Source organism: Arsenophonus nasoniae DSM 15247, assembly GCF_000429565.1.
In the GTDB taxonomy this organism is placed as follows: domain Bacteria; phylum Pseudomonadota; class Gammaproteobacteria; order Enterobacterales; family Enterobacteriaceae; genus Arsenophonus; species Arsenophonus nasoniae.
In genome coordinates, this window is the sequence record NZ_AUCC01000070.1 from 1 (window position 1) to 15,777 (window position 15,777).

18 protein-coding genes are annotated in these 15,777 nt (G+C 34.7%); 8 read left to right on the top strand and 10 right to left on the bottom strand.

Annotated features, from left to right (window positions below; translation table 11 throughout):
* From G468_RS24185 to potD, 8 genes are all read left to right on the top strand, one after another.
* Positions 1-205 (top strand): phage tail fiber protein (locus tag G468_RS24185; RefSeq protein WP_478209561.1); only part of this gene is annotated, 205 nt, incomplete at its 5' end.
* A gap of 321 nt (positions 206-526) precedes the next feature.
* Positions 527-1,678, top strand: a complete 1,152-nt coding sequence (locus G468_RS0112885; protein WP_026823470.1) for a glycerate kinase — start codon at positions 527-529, stop codon at positions 1,676-1,678.
* Positions 1,679-2,280: 602 nt separating this feature from the next.
* Entirely contained in the window at positions 2,281-3,360 is a 1,080-nt protein-coding gene (locus tag G468_RS0112895; protein WP_026823472.1) for a hypothetical protein, read from the top strand.
* Between the two features lie 66 nt (positions 3,361-3,426).
* Positions 3,427-4,695 carry an MFS transporter gene (locus G468_RS20920; RefSeq protein WP_246067220.1) on the top strand — a complete coding sequence of 423 codons (1,269 nt, stop codon included), beginning with the start codon at positions 3,427-3,429 and terminating at the stop codon, positions 4,693-4,695.
* Positions 4,696-5,137: 442 nt separating this feature from the next.
* A complete protein-coding gene (potA, locus tag G468_RS0112905; RefSeq protein ID WP_026823473.1) occupies positions 5,138-6,247 on the top strand; it encodes a spermidine/putrescine ABC transporter ATP-binding protein PotA in 1,110 nt (369 codons plus the stop codon).
* Positions 6,237-7,097: a spermidine/putrescine ABC transporter permease PotB gene (gene potB / locus G468_RS0112910; RefSeq protein ID WP_026823474.1), complete on the top strand. Its 861-nt coding sequence runs from the start codon at positions 6,237-6,239 to the stop codon at positions 7,095-7,097. The genes potA and potB overlap by 11 nt, the downstream gene beginning before the upstream one ends.
* Positions 7,094-7,879 carry a spermidine/putrescine ABC transporter permease PotC gene (gene potC / locus G468_RS0112915; RefSeq protein ID WP_026823475.1) on the top strand — a complete coding sequence of 262 codons (786 nt, stop codon included), beginning with the start codon at positions 7,094-7,096 and terminating at the stop codon, positions 7,877-7,879. The genes potB and potC overlap by 4 nt, the downstream gene beginning before the upstream one ends.
* Before the next feature lie 259 nt (positions 7,880-8,138).
* Complete coding sequence (potD, locus tag G468_RS0112920; protein WP_026823476.1) at positions 8,139-9,185, top strand: spermidine/putrescine ABC transporter substrate-binding protein PotD; 1,047 nt, start codon at positions 8,139-8,141, stop codon at positions 9,183-9,185.
* A 151-nt stretch (positions 9,186-9,336) separates the two neighbouring features.
* On the opposite strand, the gene G468_RS24475 is transcribed toward potD, so the two are convergent.
* The 10 genes from G468_RS24475 to G468_RS0112965 all read right to left on the bottom strand — a co-directional run.
* Positions 9,337-9,540, bottom strand: coding sequence for a hypothetical protein (locus G468_RS24475; RefSeq protein ID WP_051297097.1), 204 nt, complete (start codon positions 9,538-9,540; stop codon positions 9,337-9,339).
* Positions 9,524-12,688 carry a thioester reductase domain-containing protein gene (locus G468_RS20925; RefSeq protein WP_051297098.1) on the bottom strand — a complete coding sequence of 1,055 codons (3,165 nt, stop codon included), beginning with the start codon at positions 12,686-12,688 and terminating at the stop codon, positions 9,524-9,526. The genes G468_RS24475 and G468_RS20925 overlap by 17 nt, the downstream gene beginning before the upstream one ends.
* Before the next feature lie 299 nt (positions 12,689-12,987).
* Positions 12,988-13,185, bottom strand: coding sequence for a helix-turn-helix transcriptional regulator (locus tag G468_RS0112930; protein WP_026823477.1), 198 nt, complete (start codon positions 13,183-13,185; stop codon positions 12,988-12,990).
* 27 nt (positions 13,186-13,212) lie between these two features.
* Positions 13,213-13,758, bottom strand: coding sequence for a phage N-6-adenine-methyltransferase (locus G468_RS0112935; protein ID WP_026823478.1), 546 nt, complete (start codon positions 13,756-13,758; stop codon positions 13,213-13,215).
* A gap of 7 nt (positions 13,759-13,765) precedes the next feature.
* Complete coding sequence (locus G468_RS0112940) at positions 13,766-14,017, bottom strand: hypothetical protein (protein ID WP_026823479.1); 252 nt, start codon at positions 14,015-14,017, stop codon at positions 13,766-13,768.
* A gap of 3 nt (positions 14,018-14,020) precedes the next feature.
* Positions 14,021-14,272: a hypothetical protein gene (locus G468_RS0112945; protein ID WP_026823480.1), complete on the bottom strand. Its 252-nt coding sequence runs from the start codon at positions 14,270-14,272 to the stop codon at positions 14,021-14,023.
* A gap of 172 nt (positions 14,273-14,444) precedes the next feature.
* Entirely contained in the window at positions 14,445-14,732 is a 288-nt protein-coding gene (locus G468_RS25580; RefSeq protein ID WP_034249961.1) for a phiTE_015 family protein, read from the bottom strand.
* 7 nt (positions 14,733-14,739) lie between these two features.
* Positions 14,740-14,913, bottom strand: coding sequence for a hypothetical protein (locus tag G468_RS23855; protein WP_155847002.1), 174 nt, complete (start codon positions 14,911-14,913; stop codon positions 14,740-14,742).
* 166 nt (positions 14,914-15,079) lie between these two features.
* On the bottom strand, positions 15,080-15,394 hold the full coding sequence (locus G468_RS20935) for an antA/AntB antirepressor family protein (protein WP_051297099.1): 315 nt from the start codon (positions 15,392-15,394) through the stop codon (positions 15,080-15,082).
* An 85-nt stretch (positions 15,395-15,479) separates the two neighbouring features.
* A partial coding sequence (locus G468_RS0112965) for a hypothetical protein (protein WP_026823481.1) occupies positions 15,480-15,777 on the bottom strand: 298 nt, incomplete at its 5' end.

Genomic DNA, 15,777 nt, shown 5'->3' on the forward strand with positions numbered 1-15,777 from the left:
CATCGAGATTCAAACATTTCATCGCCAACACTCGCATTTACCAGAAGATTTTCAGAACTGGCGGATTAAAGAAATTATTGATGGAAAACCAACTTATTATATCGATGGTGAGCCGTGTGATATTCCACCATCAACATGGCTAGATGTGAGGGTAGAAATGCCCGTTGATTCAATCTGGAATCAGCAACACGCGCAAACCAAATAGCCCCATCACAGGGGCATCCTATTAGCAGCATTGGTGGAAGTTGTTAACCATTAACTGTTAGTTGCGTGTAAGTGGCTTTGTGTGAGATAGCGGTTTTGCTCTAAGCATAATGGTAAAGATAGCACACGGGGGTGAAAAATTAATTTGTACATAACTGTGTATATAAAAATAACTTTAATTACCATAATATTAATTAGTTCATTGATTATTAATATTATTTTTAAACAAAGATTTATTTTATCATCAAATAAATGAAATGGCTCTCAAGCATAACGATCCCTAATGGCAAGTGATGTTATTTATTTTTTTATGGTAGTGAAAATGAAAATAATTATTGCCCCGGATTCATTTAAAGAAAGTTTGACCGCCAAGCAGGCTGCACGAGCTATCGAAGCTGGCTTCATGGCCGTTTTTCCAGCAGCTAAATATTTATGTTTTCCGATGGCTGATGGAGGAGAAGGCACAGTTGACGCTTTAGTTGCGGCTAAAGGGGGACAACGTATTGAGTTGGCCGTAGCAGGGCCTTTAAAAACCCTGGTGAAAGCTTATTATGGCTTACTGGATAATGGTGATACTGCTGTGATAGAAATGGCGGCAGCGAGTGGCTTAATGCAAGTTCCTTTAGACCAGCGTAATCCTTTATTAACAACCAGTTTTGGTACTGGTCAATTAATGCTTGCCGCGCTTGATCACGGCGTTAAAAAGATCATTTTAGCCATCGGAGGAAGTGCTACGGTGGATGGCGGTATTGGTATGATGCAGGCGCTGGGCGCCAGTTTTTATCGTAAGGATGGTCATTTATTAGAATTTGTTGCTAAAGAAATGGCTGAACTAGAACGGATAGAGCTATCAACTTTAGATAGCAGATTACAACAGTGTCAGATTGAAATAGTCTGCGATGTTAATAATCCGTTAATTGGTCAACACGGTGCGGCAAAAACATTTGCTCCTCAAAAAGGGGCTACTGACGAAATGGTTACCCATCTAGAACAGGGTTTACTTCATTACGCCGATATTATTCAATCCATGACTGGCACTGATTATCGATATCTGCCAGGTTCTGGCGCAGGCGGTGGAATTTCTGTCGCTGCATTGGCTTTTCTCAATGCAACATTGTGCTCTGGAATTGAAACAGTTTGTCAGGCTATGCACTTTAAAGATGAATTAGCTACAACCGATTTAGTTATAGTAGGTGAAGGAAGTATGGATGGACAAACATTAAATGGAAAAGCGCTAATCGGTATTGCTAAGCTTGCGGCTCAATATGGTATCCCCGTTATCGCCATAGTGGGTATCCAAGGAAAAAACATTGCAGCTGTTTATCAGCAAGGGGTCAATGCCGTATTTAGTATTTTACCCCGCGTGTTATCACAGCAAGCAGCTTTAGAGCAGGGAGAATTAAATCTACAGCATTGTGCATATAATATTGCAAAAGTTTTACAATGCGGGATAATATTAGCTAAAAATTATTAGTTTTAGGCTTAAAATTAAAACTTACTTATTGTTTATTTTTTAGCAAATTTAATTAAATTAGTGTTAAACAGCTAAAACGCTGATTTATTGGCTATTGAGTAAATAATTTGATGGTTGTTGTTAATCTATGCTTAACCAAGCCCCTTATTAATATTGCTAAATAAAATAATGCTTAATTAGGCTAGTTTTAATAGTGAAAGATATATTTTAAACGTCCGGCAACTGCATTTGTTTGTTGTAAAAAAAGTAATAATCTAATTTAATATTAATAATTTTTAGTTCTGCTACTTGTTTAATATATAATTATTTCAGTGCTTGAAATTTAAATACAGTTTATTTTGCCAGTAAACACTCTTTATTGATAGTTAAAGGTTTTATTAGCAAAATATAAAGGAGAAGCGTTGATGATAGGACTGGTGAAAGTTTCCAGTCATATTAGGTGGTTTACATTCCTAAGTTGGACATTAATTTATTTTATTTCGGCTGTTATTTCTAAGGAAGTACAAGTACCGTATGATGAATCGCTAGTTGTGGTGTGGTTTCCTGCTGGCGTAAGTATTATGGCATTTTTATTATCACCAATACGTGCCTAGCCGGCTTTTTTGTTTTTATTTAGTTTGGTCAATTGGTATCTGGAACCGGAACCATTTGATGTTGCCTCTTCTATGATGAGTATGGTTAGTGCGGTTAGTTTACTTATTTCTCCGTTATTAATTGCCTCTATTGTAAGATATTTAGCGCAATATCAATCGCCATTAAATACCATTATAACTTGGATTATAATTTCAGCCGTAATATGTGCTATTGATAATTGGTTGAGTGTGCTGTTGTTGGACTCTCTTGATGAGAAGATTATTTTAGATGATTTTCTTACCAGTTGGCTGGCTGATATGTCAGGTATCTATTTTGCTGTCGCGATGTTATTAGGTTTAGTGCAACCACAGTCATTAAAGCAGCTTAACAGTATAAAAAAAATATTATTAACATTATGTTGGTTAATGATGTTGGCAATCAGTAGCTGGTTAATTTTTTCTGATCAGATAACTGGACTGAAAAGTTATATTAACTATCATTATGGCTCAGCATTAAATATTATATTGGCTTGCATACCCATTATTTTCATTATTCTTTTGATCCTATTTCTACAAGATTTTGGTCGAGGAATTGGATTATTAGTGTTGGGAACCATTGTTATTTTCTATAGCGAACAGGGCTATGGACCTTTCTTTTTACCTGGCTTATTAAGAGAAGAACCTCTATTACTTGCTCAAACTTACCTGTCCGTTATTGCCATTTTTATGTTGCTACTTTCACTGCTTGCAGCATCTCAAGTAGAAAGAACGAGTAAACGTGCATCAAAATCCCTTATTCGTTACCAATTATTTATTCAAGAAGACAAAATAAAATTTGATCCGCAAATTAAATTAATCACATCGTTACCGGTGAAAAGTGATATTCACCATATATTACAAGCGATTGAAATTTCTGCCCATGAAATGTTAAAAGAGCACTGGTCATTAGTAAGCTCCCATCATGGTATGCCGGTCAACTTTCAATTAAAGGGGTTAGATGGTGAATGGCTTAACGTGCGTGATCGAATATTAATCACTATTGCTGATAAAATTAATCCAATGCTATTAGGTGAATGGGAAATTCTTTCAAAATCAAAGGTAGATTTATAACGGATTGTTTATGTTGCAAATTGCTTGTTTACTTTTAGGTAAAAAATTTATGCACCAGCAGGCGATTTGGTTGCTAATTGGTGGGCTTTATTGGGCTTAGTGATATTGTGTGATGAATTAGGACAAACACGTTATATTCCGGTGGTCTGGATAAGCATATTCACATTAATTGAGAGTTTAATTACTCTGAGTGTCGCCAATACTGGCATCGGTAGCCAAAAATTTATCCTTTTTCTTAAAGGAGGATTATTTTTTCTGGTATCAGTTTCTCTTTTAATTGATGATAATTATAGTCATTTAATCTTATCAATAGTGTTAGGCTTTAATTATTTATTACTTGCTATATTTAGTATCGTGTCCGCATTAGTGGTTCGTCATCGCCTATGGAAACGTACTATTTGGCTAGGTGGATTTTATTTATTCTTTGCTATGATAATCTTATTTCCTTACCCCCTTAGTTACCAATCGACATTTCCAATCGTTTTGGCTGCGTTATTGATACATAGTGGAATCTCTGCCATCCGTTTTTCCAGTAAATTACGGGTTATTCGACATGGACAAACGATATTTACTTTAATGGCTGATAGCGCATTATCACAAAGAGAATTTGAGCAGCAAGAAATTAAAATAGATGTTGTCATGCCACTAACTGAAGAGCAGCAAACGAGTAACAATTTGTCTCACACTTCACCGCTTACTGTGCATATTTGGACGCCAGAAGGCTCGGCTGATTTACCGCCCAGACCGCGCCCAGTAATTAATCGTTACATTGCAGCTGTTGACCGTAATGGTATTATTTCTACCGGGCATGCTGCATTGGAAATCAGAAATCAGATTTATATTAGCTTATATCCAATCGATGATATCGATCGTTCTCCTTCTGAATTTTTAAATAAATTAAAAGCTACCGCAGAAAATAATGTTGCAGGTGAATTTCAGCCTGACTATGACTCTGAAGTTTCACAGTGGTGTCGATCTGATTTTCAGATCCATTTTTATCATTATAACGCGGTTACTTTGGCAATTTTTTGGCAAAAATATCGGCAAATAGCGCTTTATAATCTAACTTATCGCAATTGCTCAAGTAGTGTGGCATATGCGCTAGAAGCTGCGTTAGAGGGGGTACTGGCTGATAAAAGCAATAATTTTTTAACGCTGGTAAAATTATTGCTGGCGCCGGAATTATGGGTTGCATCGCAAATTCGCCAGCGAGCGATATCCATGGCCTGGACGCCGGGATTAGTTATGGACTATTCTCGCGCCTTGAATGCGCTAGTACATCCTACCCCCCATTGCTGGTACCAGCGATTTTTGCGTATTTTTCATTCTAGTTAAATAAAAAAGCCAGTCGAATAAATAATCACGAGCAAATTTGTTAAATTTAACTTATTGTTTTAATTGCTTAATAGTATAAATTGAGTTTTTATAAATTATTCTTATTAGCTATAATTTATGCAAATTTTTAATAAAAATAGCAAGTTCACTTTATCATATTTTGCGTTAATCAATGGCAAGCAATAGATAGAAATATTAGATTTATTTTCGACTGCTAACTATTTAGACTTAAGTTTAATTTAATATATTAAGATTAATGTTGTCATTTTTATGATGATATTGCTTTTAATTTTCTGTTGCTACGTTTATCATTCTCTCTTTATTCAATCTATTGGCGCAACTGGTTTTGGCTATTGCTGGGAGTCTTCCTGATTAGCTAATACAGTCTTTTTCCTGTTGCGGTTCTATCTGCATTACTATAAGGGATAGAGTGATACTTTAAATGACTGAGACAACCTCTCTTACACCACTGATCGAATTAAAATCCTTAACTAAAGGTTTCGATGGCAAAAATATTATTTCACAGTTTAATCTTACGATTAATGATGGTCAATTTCTTACCATATTAGGTCCGTCAGGATGTGGTAAAACGACTATTTTGCGGTTAATTGCTGGATTAGAGCATGTTGATAATGGGCATATTTTTCTTGAAGGTCAGGATATTACCGATATTCCGGCTGAACAGCGTCATGTAAACACTGTTTTTCAAAGTTATGCTTTATTCCCCCATATGTCGGTATTTGATAATGTTGCATTTGGTTTACGTATGCAGAAAAAATCTTTTCAAGAGATCAAACCGAGAGTAGAAGAAGTGCTACGTATGGTGCAGTTAGAAGACTTTGCCCAGCGATATCCCCATCAGTTATCGGGTGGACAGCAGCAAAGAGTGGCAATTGCACGTGCAGTTATCAATAAACCTAAAGTTCTTTTATTAGACGAGTCCTTATCGGCGCTAGATTATAACTTACGTAAAAAGATGCAAAGTGAATTAAAAGCCTTGCAACGTCAGTTAGGGATCACTTTTATTTATGTCACCCACGATCAAGAAGAAGCGCTCGCCATGTCTGATCGTATCTTAGTTATGCGAGATGGGCATATTGAACAAGATGCGTCGCCCCGTGAAATATATGAAGAGCCAAAGAATTTATTTGTCGCCCGGTTTATCGGCGAAATTAATATTTTTGATGCGATAGCATTACACCGTATTGATGCGCAGCGTATTCGAGCTAATGTTGAAGGCTATGAGTGTGATATTTACACCAAGCTTGCTGTATCGGAAGGTCAGCCATTAAAAGTTTTATTGCGACCAGAGGATTTACGCGTTAAAGAGATCGATGATGAACAGCAGCCTGCTGGACTTATTGGACATGTCCGTGAACGCAACTATAAGGGTATGATGCTTGATACCGAAGTCGAAATGAACAACGGTAAGCGGGTGATGGTCAGTGAATTTTTCAATGAAGATGATCCGGATGTAGACCACTCGTTAGCACAAAAAATTGCTGTGACATGGGTAGAAAGTTGGGAGGTCGTACTTCTCGATGAAGAATAATCGTAAATTTTTTCAAAATGTTATCGTTATCGGATTGGTTTCCTGGTTGCTTTTGTTTGCCTTCTTACCCAATTTGATGATCATTATTACTAGTTTTTTGACCCGTGATGATGCAAATCTAGTCGATATGGTTTTTACCCTCGATAATTATACCCGGCTATTCGATCCCTTATATGTAGAGGTGATGTTTCACTCACTAAATATGGCAATTATTGCTACTTTGTGTTGTTTATTGATTGGCTATCCATTTGCATTTCTTCTGACGCGATTACCACCCAAATTGCAGCCATTAATGTTATTTTTATTGATTGTGCCATTTTGGACTAATTCACTTATTCGTATTTATGGGTTAAAGATTTTTTTGAGTACCCGTGGCTATTTGAATGATTTTTTGCTGTGGATTGGGTTGATAGATAAACCTATTCGCATCATGTATACGCAAGAAGCCGTCATTATGGGATTAGTTTATATTTTGTTGCCATTTATGGTGATGCCACTTTATTCCAGTATTGAAAAATTGGATAAATCTTGTCTTGAGGCTGCACGGGATCTTGGTGCTAACAAATTTCAAACTTTTTTACGTATTATAGTGCCACTAACTATGCCAGGTATAATAGCGGGATGCTTATTAGTGCTATTACCAGCAATGGGATTGTTTTATGTAGCGGATTTAATGGGTGGGGCAAAAAATTTATTAATCGGTAACGTTATCAAGAGCCAATTTCTTAATTTGCGCGATTGGCCTTTTGGCGCAGCGACCAGTATAGTATTAACTATTGCTATGGGCCTACTACTCTATGTTTATTATCGTGCTGCAAATTTGCTGAATAAAAAGGTGGATTTGGTATGATTGGACGTTTTTTACGGAGTGGATTTCTCACCATCATTTATGCCTATTTATATATTCCAATTATTATTTTGATTGTCAATTCATTTAATGCCTCACGCTTTGGTAATGTGTGGCAAGGGTTGACCATCGAATGGTATGACATGTTGTGGAATAATGATAGTTTGTTACAGGCGGCAGGTCATTCATTAACGATAGCGATGATTTCAGCTAGTTGTACTACTTTGATTGGTTCATTAGCAGCGGTGGCTTTATTTCGTTACCAATTCAGAGGGAAATCATTTGTTAGTGGTATGTTATTTGTTGTCATGATGTCTCCTGATATTGTGATGGCAATCTCATTACTATTAGTCTTTATGTTATTAGGAATTTCTTTAGGTTTTTGGTCTTTACTCTTCTCTCATATTACCTTTTGTTTACCGTTTGTCGTTATTACGGTTTATGCGCGATTGAAGGATTTTGATGTGAAAATGTTAGAAGCTGCGCGAGACTTAGGTGCGAGTGAATTAACTATTTTACGGCAAATTATTTTACCATTAGCCTTGCCTGCTGTCATTTCAGGTTGGTTATTAAGTTTTACTCTTTCAATGGATGATGTGGTTGTGTCTTCTTTTGTTACTGGACCGGCTTATGAAATATTGCCTCTGAAAATTTATTCAATGGTAAAAATAGGGATCTCACCAGAAGTTAATGCGCTAGCGACGGTTTTATTATTATTTTCATTAATACTTGTGCTGTTGAGTCAATGGATGTTAAAAATAAAATCGATAAAAAATATAAATTAAACTAGTGTCAGAATTAAATGTGATGGATCCCAAGTATTGGCATATTACCAGGATGTTAATTAGTGTATTTCGGTTAGCGACGATTATTTGTTTTTTATTTTATTAAAAAACTCGAAATAGTTTTTTCTAGTAAAATTCGTCACTAAATGGCATTTATAAGCTTTACCCCATTACAGGTGCCCATATAATAACTTTTTTACCTAGACAAAAAAGTCTATGGGTTTTCACTCACTATATGTTTTTATGAAGGAAACACTCTATGAAAAAGTGCTCCTTATGGCTTGCAGCAGGGATTATAGCCGCGAGTATTGGCTCCGCGATAGCAGCTGATGATAATAAGGTAGTCTATTTTTATAATTGGTCAGAATATGTTCCTCCTGGGCTACTTAATCAGTTTACTAAAGAAACGGGTATCAAGGTCATTTATTCGACTTATGAATCTAATGAAAGTATGTACACCAAACTCAAAACTTATACTGAAGGTGCTTATGATTTAGTGGTACCTTCAACCTATTTTGTGGCGAAAATGAGTAAGGAAGGCATGCTACAAAAAATTGATAAAAGTAAATTGAATCAATTTAAAAACCTGGATCCAAATTTATTACATAAATCCTTTGATCCTAAAAATGATTATTCAATACCTTATATTTGGGGAGCGACAGGTATTGGTATCAATAGTGAGGTTATTGATCCTAAAACCATTACCTCTTGGGCAGATTTATGGAGACCTGAATATAAAAATGGGCTGTTATTAACTGATGATGCACGGGAAGTGTTTCAAATGGCGCTACTTAAGCTAGGTTACTCAGGCAATACAACCGATCCGATGTTAATCAAAACAGCCTATGAAGAGTTAAAAAAATTAATGCCAAATGTCATGGCGTTTAACTCTGATAATCCGGCTAATCCTTTTATACAAGGTGAAGTCGATGTGGGTATGCTATGGAATGGTTCTGCCTATGTCGTGCGCCAATCAGGAGCTCCGATACAATTTATTTGGCCAAAAGAAGGGGGGATTTTTTGGATGGATAGTTTAGCGATCCCTGCCAATGCGAAAAATGTTGAAGGTGCGCTTAAGTTAATTAATTTTTTGCTGCGACCTGATATTGCGGCTCAAGTAGCGCAACAAATTGGTTATCCAACGCCTAATTTAGCCGCCAAGCAATTATTACCAGCAGAACTTGTGGCAGATAAAACCCTCTATCCTGATGAAGAAACCTTAAAAAGAGGAGAATGGCAGAATGATGTGGGCAATGCTAATATTTTATATGAAAGTTATTTTCAACGATTAAAAGCGGGTCGTTAAATTTCATTAGGCTATTTTATCTTCAACTAAATTATTACAATAAAGCACCATCATAATATATGGTGCTATATTATTTACTGCTAGCTATTAAATCAGAAATCATAATTAAGAATCATATTTAATAAATTTGTTAAAAATTAATTAAGTTATTCTAAATTAATAAATTTAGCGCTTTAAAGTCAGCGATATATTTATTAATTAAAGATGGTGTAATCGCTGGTATTGTATCTTCAACAGCAGAAGAGAACTTATTAGGCAGAAGCCAAAAATTGCTGGTTAATTTTTGCGGCTGCTTTAATTGGCTAATAACAGGTAACATAGAATACTGTTTTAAATTATTAGGTAATTTTTCCATGGGGCCAATTTAAATTGTTGATACCATTCTTCATAATCATCGATTTTTTTATATTAATACCTGAATTAATTAACCAATCAATAATCGTGTCAAGAGAAACTTTATCATTTTGTGGATTAACCATATTGAAAGTAAGTCGCTGATTGTGATTATTTTTTGATAATTTGATTATTGATGAAACGACAAAATCAACCGCTAATCCATTATAATGAGGGGATAGATTACTATTTGATTGATAAAAAGATTTTGGCGCAATTTTAGTATTAATGATACTTAATAATAATCGAGTAAATACATCAGTAATATTAAACTCAGTATCATATAGGCGATGCGCCAGTATCATACTAGGGCGAAAAATGGTAACAGGTAATTTAAAACGGTTATATGCCTCATAGAGCAAAATTTCACTCGCCCATTTACTAATAGCATAGCCATTCGCGTATTGGTTATTAATTTCTTGATAAGGTATTGCTTCACATATATTAGCATCTTCGTTTAATGGTTTAGTATTATCAGAAGGTATCGCAACGATAATGCTGGAAATGAAAATGAAAGGTTTTAAGTGATTGACGAGCGCTAATTTAATTAATTCGGCTGTGCCTAGCACATTTGTTTCGAAAAGGTGTTGATAGGGAAGTATATGATTAACTAAAGCGCCAGCATGAAAAATATGATCAATATTCTGCGATAAATAATGCCATGTTTTTTCATCAAGTCCTAATTTTGGCTTAGTTAAGTCGCCCGCATATACCGTTAGATGTTTATCGGCAAGCTGCTTAAATTTAAGCGCTAGCTGGTCGTTGTGTGGACTAAAAGTATTCATTAAACGTTGTTTGGCACTTTCATTATCTTTTTCGCGTATCACACATATTAATTTACCATCAGTTTTATTTAATTCTTCCAGTAGCGCTAAACAAAGAAATTTTCCTAGATAGCCATTCGCTCCAGTCAATAGTACGTTATGAAAGCTCGATAAGGATCGTGAAGAATTTTTTATTTGTTGAAAAATTTCGGGATCGATAAATTTATCTAAAGCTAATTGACTGGCATAAATTTTCTTTTTATCTATACCATGTATGGTAGCAAAAGTTGGGCATGAATTTATTATATGTTGATTTGATTTTATATAATCAGCAATATCATCCAGTGTACAAGTTGGATTGGCAATCATATCGACTGGGATCATAACCCCCCAAATTTTTTCTAATTCTAATGAAAATTGTAATGTAGATAAAGAATCGCCGCCAAATTGGCAAAAAGTTGCTGCTGAATTAATAACCATACCAGGAGAGCCGACTAGATATTGAGTTAATTTTATTACTGTTTCTAATATATTTTCTTTATTGATCTGTTGTGAAAATTTTGAGAAGTCATAATTGCAGATTTCTTGATATAATTTATTCAAATCATCAATATAATGAGCTTCAATTTTTTGCTTTAATGGTTTTCCTAGTTCCGATAATAAGCCATTTTTCTGACTGAACGGTTCTGTATCGATTAAGAAATCACGTGGCACTTCATAGGGTTTTAAACCGGAGTCCTTAGCAATTTTTTCGAGTGATTGGTGAATTAATCGTTTGATTTCGCGCTGTTGTTTATTATAGCGATATAATAATTCTGGTATAGGAATAATAACAGCTAATAAATAAGACCACTCACTATTGCCATAAATAAAAATATCCTTTATCAAAGGGCTATCTTTCAATAAAGTTTCAAGCATTGTTGTAGTGATAAACTCACCTTGAGAAAGTTTAATTACATTTTTTTTTCTTTCTATAACGACTAAATGATCTTTTGCTGTCTCTTTGACGATATCTCCAGTCATATAATAGCCTTGTTCATCAAAAAGTTGGCTATATAATTCAGGATGTTTGTAATAACCTGGAATAATGGTGGCTGTTTTAAGTAATAATTCACCTCGTGGATAAGGTTTATCGGTTGAATAATAACCTAGTACAGGAACATCAATAAGTTTATAATCCTCAACCGGTGGTTTTAATATCTTATTATTAATACAAATAGCCAATGTTTCGGTGCTACCGTACATATTTAGTAATTTCACTTCAAACAGCGATTCAATAAAATCAGTTAACTTGTTAGTTAATGGTGCAGAACTATAAAATATTTGTGTAACTCTACCGCCAAAAATATTGATACGTATCTCTTTTTTAAGCTTGCTATCAAGCAGTGGATCATGGATAGTTTTTTTTCTCCCTTCTAATTCACTTTGATATAGTTGTAATATCATTTCAGCTACCCTGGGTATTAATAAAAGCTCAGTTGGCTTTACTAAGGTAATATCTTCAAATAGCGTGGATAAGTTACTTTTAGCGACCAGATAACAAGTAACACCTTTAGCTAACTGATTGTAAAGTTGTTGGCTTGCTAAACCATGACATATCGGTAGATATAGGACAGTCCTATTTTCTTTATTAGTATTATTGGCAAATAGGCTAGCGTCCCACATATTTGATACAAATTTTTCTGTATAAATAGCGCCTTTGGGCGCACCAGTACTACCTGAGGTATAAATTATCATCGATATCGAAGATGTATCATCACTATTCTCAGGATAAGGTACTTTCGGTAACTGGCTACCTAAACGGATAATATTGGGTAATTCTTCGATTTTGATAATTAATTGATTTTGTAATTGTTCTAGTTTTTCTGCATTGTCATGGGAAGGGTCATAATCGAAAACAATGATTCGTTTTATTGAGTTATTATTTTTGGCTAATTCTACTGCTATAGGTAAGTATTCTATGCTGGCTGCGATTATTCGTGGTTCTATTTCTTGTAAAATAAGGGTTAATTCTTTAATTGATAAATTAGTTTGTAGTGGAACTATAATTGCATTAATTTGTACACAGGCGAGATTAATAGCAATATAGTCACTATGAATAAAGGATAGGATAGCCACTTTATCACTGGCTTTTAGTGGGTATTGGTCGTGCTGATACCATTCATTAGCAATACTTTCAGCTCTACTCCATAATTGTTGATAAGTGATTGTTTGATATTTTGCTGTTAATTGGCAAACAATGCGCTTGGATTTAGCGTCTTTTATACAACGCTTCACACGCTCGCCAATAGCAGGGCGATCATGATACTTTTTTATGATATTTTCAATGACATATACTAAACGCATAACACCTCCTTGTTATTTTTAGTACGAAATAAAAGTATATTAATTATACAAGTAGGCTTAACGTATGTTCAGTGATATTAAGTGAGTTGCAAATCATCGGGATGATATATTTACGCAAAGTAGGGTAGGAATGGTAATTAATAATAAGAAATATATGAGATAGCAACGATAACTTTTTGTTGATTAAAACAAATGGTTATCAATTTATTAATGGCGTCCCCTGCAAACATCATATTGATAATTTAATTAATTGATTTTTATTAATAAATATTAATGGATAAAATTTTTTACCCAATATTTTACCCATTTCCATCCGACATCAATTTTCTTTTAAATTCAAGATGATCAGCGTATAACCAGCGTGCTCTTCCATGAATAAGTTTTGCTTTAGGTAACAGCCCATCTTTAATTCTGTCATAAATAAATGTTTTACCGAATCCGGTATCTTGCATGATAAACTTAATGTCTACCCACGAGTCAGGTTGTAATCTATTCATTTTATTCCTCTCAATTACACGCAAATCTCACGCAATTTTAAATTGTGTACCTGTTCTGTTTCCGATCTTTATTAACTCTTCTTTATCGACAGTTGTTATTACCCCTCTTGGATTAATAAATGGCCGCCAGATAAGAAGCATTGAACCTTTAGTATTTCCGTTAACCGGTTTACCCGTATCTGCATTAATAAAAGAAATCCGCCCACCCGTGATCAGTCTTACTTCGTCTACTGTTTGCATAGCTACCTTGAACCAACCGACTGATGTGTCGGCTGGCACTAGCATGACGATTGATTTAACTCGCTCTTTGCATTCCTTTGCTGCCTTATAGATCCAAGGTAAGATATTGGAGTAGGGTGGGTTACAATAGATTGATCCAATGCTACTCCATTCAATTTCCAAAGCGTTATCTTCTTCACTTATAAAACGACAACACAGAGCGTTATTTATATCTGCCGCAGCATCCAGACAAAAGTTAAATTCATTATCAAGAGCTTTAAATATAAGGTAGGGAGTTTGCCAGCGATCGCGTATTTCTTTTGGTGTATTACTACCACCAAAGTCTGTTTTCATATGTTATTTACACCTCTACTAGCGTTTCTTTCCAGTCTTTATCGCCAATATCGACTTTAGCGACATAATGGTAAAAATGGTCTTTTTCTTTAGTTATCCAGATACCTTCCGTGCTATATATGATAGGTTTATGAAAGTAGCCATAAACGAAACCTTCATCATCTGCGGCTAAAAAATTAACGCCAGCATCAACTGTTAATTCAATACCAAAATAATCAACCTGCTTTATTTCTTTTTCACATATTTCAATTAATTTCATTTTTTATTTTCCTTGCATATACCAAGTTCTACGGTTTTCATTAACATGCCTTTCAGTTAATACATTAACTCTTAATCCGCTGTGGGCAGTTAATACTCCTCCTCCACCGTTGACTTTATATTTGCAAATTAAACCTTTGGGTGTTAATTTACGTTCAAGTAATTTAATTATCTTTAAATCCTCATCGTGATAACGAATGATCATTCCTGGTTTTAATAATCCAATAGTTGTGCAATTACTTTTATATCGACACATAGTATTACTCTCTAATTTAATTAATAAGAGTGCAGGTGATTTTTATAATTATTATTTTTGATTAAGGCGGGTTTAATATTTCCAGGTTAATGCTTTATTCTACATTTTCTTTATCCTTTTTATTATTTTCTAAAACAGAGATAATAAATATATTTGTCATTTAGTGATTCTTTCATTTCACATTAAACCCCTGTTCAGTTAGTAGTTGTTTAACATCAGCTAATGCTTCGTTATATCCAATTGCAATATTAGTAATAGCACGATGAGTGGATGTATAGTTTGCAGGAGGAAATTCAACTTCGATATTTTCTCTTGATGCTTGCCAAGCAGTCCACATCCTATTTGCGTACCTATTATGGTATCTCCCACTCGTAGGGCATCTAGTTAAAGTAGATTTAAGGTACCCTTGAGACTTTACCGCCCACTCTTCAAATTCTTCCCGCATTTTTTCGTTAGTCATTTTTTGTTCAATAATCTAAATTGCTATAAATAGCGTCATCAATAATTACACTTTTCTCTGATGAGCTTAATTCATCCCAATCTTTTTGAGTGAAACCTAAACATATTTCCATATGCTCTCGGTAAGCATTTAGTTTTATACACAAGATTACGTTATATTTCTTAGCAGTCATTGTTTTCATTTCAAAACCTCAAAGCTGATTGCCCATATAACTGATGATTATTACATATATGTAAATAATTACAGTATTTTGTTTAATTTATGTTATAATTAAGACTTAAAACTACAATATAATTTCCCTGGTGTTGGCTCGCCTTGCGCCGGTCTTTTTTATTTAGCATGATGCATTAACAAGAACAGATAATTTGTTGCAAGTACTTCCTTGTTAGGTTACCTTTTTCGTTACCCTCAACCATTGATAGTTCTTTCGCCATATCGAGGGAAATGTAGTAGTCGATTATAGTAGCGTTGTTGGCTTCCATTTTTTTGTGGAGGCAAATAAAGTCTTTATTTTCAACTAATCTAAAGTCTGAAATTCCCTTCTTCATCCATGTGTTAAAATCTTGCTTACTTCCCAAAAAGTAGTGTAAATCATGTGCATTAACCATCGTGATTAATTCACCATTGATGTTTTTTGTTTCGATATTGATAAAACTTTGCATAAGGTGATCCCTCAAAGTTAATTGATGAATGGGTATTAATTAAGTGGAATAGATTAGGGTGGGTAATGGACTTCTTGTTCTGTAACTATTTCTTCAATGTGTCGAGGAATACCCCAAAATAAACCATAAGAGCTGGCACTAGCATGATGCCAATAACCAGTAGCTCTTGTCCGCCTAATTGAATATTGCCTAATTCGCCACGTTTAAACCTGATTTGTGGGTCAATGACGGTATCGGCGTGCGCAATGTGACCAACTATCAGTTCGAAAGCAAATGCTGCACTGATAAACAATAATGTCGTGATTAATAGTTTGATGATGTTAAGTTTCATGGTTGAACCTTTTAAAATTGGCTTATTTCTTAACGCAAATCGCTTTGGCGTT